Here is a 3,572-nt window from a genome sequence, read left to right as displayed (position 1 = left end):
TAATTAATTTCCAGTTTTAAAAAATGAACATTAAAAAATCCCACCTAAAATAGGAGGGATGAAATAAATTGGTTTGAGGAAAATCCTTGAACCACAAAGCTCGGCGAATGCCGAGAGTCTATTTAAATGAAAAGGAGGAATTTAAATGCCTATAATCGGCGGAGTAAATTTAGGAAACTTAACTGACTATCTGTTCTTCTTTGCAGATGGTAGAGACGATGCAAACTGGCAAGCAGCAAGCCCGGGTTATGTTGGTGATGTTGCAATTGATGGTCTTCAGGCTGATGAACGAACTTCCGGTAACTTTCCTTATGCTGGTACCATCTATACGAATGCGGCTACACTGGATGCTTGGCAACAAATTGTCAACAATAATCCGATTCAAGCGTCTGGTGCTACAAATGAAGTGGCGCGTATTGCAGCTTTAGAAGCAGACCTTGTAAGTGCATTTCAACAAATTAACGCATTACCTGTTACCCCAGGCTTTGAAAGTGTTTCATCTACTTCATTGAATGGACTGAATACCCAAAATAATATAAATGAGGTATTTGTTATTAATGTAACATCAGGCTTTTCTGTTTCAAGTAAAATAAACATTACTGGTGATCCTGGTGATGTCTTTATCCTTCGATGGGATTCGGATGCAAATCCTGCCAATGGATATCAAGGCACAGTAAATTTCCAAAGTGGTGGTGCGATTGTTCCACAAGGCGGTTTAACCCCAACGAACTTTATCAATGTGGCTGGTAATATCAATTCATCCGGTGGAGGCACTACGCCAGCACCCCCTTACCCTCAAGGGCCACGTTTAAACGATGGGCAGGGCCCTCTTATCATTGGTGGTAGTGATTGGAGTGGAGGTGGATTTTTTACAGGGTATTGGTTAACAACTGGAGCACCACAAGCTTAAGCACCTGAGTATGATAATTTATTCATAGGGGGTACTTCGTCCTTAAGTAATGGTCGCTTCGTTGGTGGTTGGTATTCACTTACAACGCAATTCAGTATGACCTCTGGTACTGCTGGTGTTTATGTATCACCTAACCCAGAAACGTTAGCAGCCCCAGCTATTGATGTTGAAAAAGAAGTATCTAATGATAACGGAATAACTTGGTTTGATGCGGATAATCCTCCAGGTCCAAACGTTGTTCAAGGAACAAACCCACAGTTTCGATTTACGGTAACTAATACAGGGAATGTAACTTTAACCAACGTTCAAGTAACAGACGATGTACTAGGATTAATAGCAAATATCCCAAGTTTAGCACCAGGAGCTTCACAACAGTTTGTTGTAGTAGGAACATGGGCTCTAGGACAACAAGTTAATACCGCTACGGCAACAGGAACATTTAACGGTATAACGGTTAGTGACACAGACCCGGCATATTGGGTGGGAGTTATAGAACCAACACCAGCAATCGATGTTGAAAAGGAGGTATCTCCTGATAACGGAGTAACTTGGTTTGATGCAGATAATCCTCCGGGACCAAGTGTTATTAGTCCAACCAATCCACAATTTAGATTTACAGTAACGAATACCGGTAATGTAACACTAACAAACGTATCTATAACTGATGATGTATTGGGTCAAATCTCTGTTGGTGGTATTTTAAATCCAGGTCAAACAGCACAATTTATTGTAGTAGGGTCATGGGCTCCAGGTCAGCAGGTGAATACGGCTACGGCAACAGGAACATTTAACGGTCAAACGGTTGAAGACACAGATCCAGCTTATTGGGTAGGAGTTGAGGCTGAAGTTCCATCCATCGATGTTGAAAAAGAAGTATCTCCTGATAACGGAGCAACTTGGTTTGATGCAGATAATCCTCCAGGACCAAACGTTGTTCAAGGAACGAACCCGCAGTTTAGATTTACAGTAACGAATACCGGGAATGTAACCTTAACCAATGTTCAAGTAACTGATGACGTATTGGGACAGATAGCGATTATTCCAAACTTAGCACCAGGAGCGTCACAACAGTTTATTGTAGTAGGAACATGGGCTCTAGGTCAGCAGGTGAATACGGCTACGGCAACAGGAACATTTAATGGTATAACTGTAAGTGACACAGACCCGGCATATTGGGTGGGAGTTGAAGCTCCAACACCAGCAATCGATGTTGAAAAAGAGGTATCTCCTGATAATGGAGTAACTTGGTTTGATGCAGATAATCCTCCGGGATCAAACGTTGTTCAAGGAACAAACCCACAATTCAGATTCACAGTTACTAATACCGGTAATGTAACCTTAACCAATGTTCAAGTAACAGATGATGTTCTTGGTTTAATCGCAACGATTCCAAGTTTAGCACCAGGAGCGTCACAACAGTTTATTGTAATAGGAACATGGGCTCTAGGTCAGCAGGTGAATTCGGCTACGGCAACAGGAACATTTAACGGTATAACGGTTAGTGACACAGACCCGGCATATTGGGTGGGAGTTGAAGAAGCAGTACCAGCAATCGATGTTGAAAAGGAGGTTTCCCCTGATAACGGAGTAACTTGGTTTGATGCGGATAACCCTCCAGGACCAAATGTTGTTCAAGGAACGAACCCAGTGTTTAGATTTACAGTAGTTAATATTGGTAACGTAACCCTATCCAATGTCCTAGTAACTGATGACGTATTTGGACTGATAGCTGTTATACCAAGCTTAGCACCAGGAGCGTCCCAGCAGTTTATTGTAGTAGGAACATGGGCTCTAGGTCAACAGGTCAATACTGTTAGATTGTGTCAACCTTTTGTGGGAGGAGTATTTTCCATCCTCATATGTGTAAGCGAATTCAGGATTTTAGGGTTCTCCTCGTTGAGAATCTTATGGTTTTTAAAAGCCTTTCAAGTCTTTCAGTGCTCGATACACTGGAATATTCGCTCTTTGTTTGAGATACATGACGTTGTTACGTGTCGCTTCGCCAATTGTACTTTCTACCTTCTCCACAAAATACTTTGGAGGACGTTCTTCTTTTGGTTCTGTCCATTTTTCAACGCGACCAATCAGTGTTTTGAGCGGAATTTTATCCATCAACGCAACCATCGCTGTCATCATGGCACTAGCACCTTTTTCAACCCAACTTCGTCCATTTTTTAGACGCTTCGCAAAGACACTCATCGTTCCCTCGGCACTTCCCATTGGACGGAACCCTGTCGGATCAATTCCTTGATCTTTCAGCCATTCTCTATAATCTCCCAATGCTTCAGGGTATTGCTCAAGCTGATGAATCAGCGCCTCTAAACGCTCTTCTTTCGCTTCTGTCTCAAGCGTTCCCACTGCACTGTTTAGCTCTATCATGAGGGTTTCTCCATCGTACTTTGCGAGGGCTTTCTGCATAGCCCGATAACGCCGATGACCTTTGAACAATCTTCTAATATCACGTGCTACATGGAAACGATCAATCGTAAAGAAGGCTCGCCCTTGAAAATAATCTCGACAACTGGTGATCCAGGTGGCTCCATCCCCATTAATGACCAGTCGATGCACCGCAGGGTCGTAGTCAAACGTCTCCATGAGAAAAGTCTCAAGCCCCTCCCAAAACGGTTCTTTCCCTCGATGAACATAATGTCGCTTTTCTTTT

2 protein-coding genes and 1 pseudogene are annotated in these 3,572 nt (G+C 42.7%); 2 read left to right on the top strand and 1 reads right to left on the bottom strand.

Translation table 11 applies throughout. From position 1 onward, the window contains the following. Positions 1-145: 145 nt before the first annotated feature. Both E2L07_RS20220 and E2L07_RS21425 read left to right on the top strand, forming a co-directional pair. The gene (locus tag E2L07_RS20220) at positions 146-910 is read left to right on the top strand and encodes a hypothetical protein (RefSeq protein WP_134230503.1); all 765 of its coding nucleotides are present in this window, start codon (positions 146-148) and stop codon (positions 908-910) included. A gap of 96 nt (positions 911-1,006) precedes the next feature. Continuing rightward, positions 1,007-2,383: pseudogene (locus tag E2L07_RS21425) on the top strand (DUF7507 domain-containing protein); the annotation flags it as partial. 441 nt (positions 2,384-2,824) lie between these two features. Here the strand turns inward: E2L07_RS21425 and E2L07_RS21420 are convergent. Further along, a partial coding sequence (locus E2L07_RS21420; RefSeq protein WP_208401999.1) for a UPF0236 family transposase-like protein occupies positions 2,825-3,572 on the bottom strand: 748 nt, incomplete at its 5' end.

It is taken from the genome of Halalkalibacterium halodurans, from assembly GCF_004376175.1.
GTDB lineage: Bacteria > Bacillota > Bacilli > Bacillales > Bacillaceae_D > Halalkalibacterium > Halalkalibacterium halodurans.
The sequence above is the reverse complement of the archived record's forward strand: the minus strand, read 5'-3'. Positions and strand labels throughout refer to the sequence as shown.

What these genes read in the sequence shown, in the direction of transcription:
- E2L07_RS20220 (WP_134230503.1), top strand. Translation starts at nt 146, where the DNA reads ATGCCTATAATCGGCGGAGTAAATTTAGGAAACTTAACTGACTATCTG.